Source organism: Bradyrhizobium sp. Leo114 (genome assembly GCF_055229415.2).
Map to the genome: position 1 here is coordinate 1 of NZ_JBUYEN020000217.1, position 440 is coordinate 440.

1 protein-coding gene is annotated in these 440 nt (G+C 60.2%); it reads right to left on the reverse strand.

All coding sequences use genetic code 11. The annotated features are described in order from the left end of the window. Positions 1-229: 229 nt before the first annotated feature. A partial coding sequence (locus tag ACZIRK_RS45480) for a transposase (protein WP_474419879.1) occupies positions 230-440 on the reverse strand: 211 nt, incomplete at its 5' end.

Sequence of the window (440 nt, forward strand, 5' to 3'; positions counted from 1 at the left end):
ACCAGGTTGCGGGGGCTGCTGCGCAGCAGCCCCGCAACCTGGCCGTAACCCATCAACCCGCCCTGCCGCCTCAAGCGGCGGGCACCTGTCCCTGATTATCGTGTCTCACGATAAGGGTGCACTTCAGTAGACGCTGGCACAGGTGTCCCGGGTTGCGCGTTCCGCTCCACCCGGGCTACGAAGCTCCATCAGCGCGGCTCGCGCACCGCGCTCTAGGTCGTGTGGACAGTTACCTTATCCAGAGCAGAGTAGCGGCAATGGTGACAACGGCGAAGTAGTTTCGCGCGGTCTTTTCGTAGCGCGTGGCGACACACCTGAACTGCTTCAATTTTGAGAAACAGCATTCGACGAGGTGACGCTCGGCGTAAAGGGGCTTGTTGAGCGGATATTTCTTGGTCCGCGAAGGATTATTTGGAATGACGGCCTGTGCGCCCTTTGCG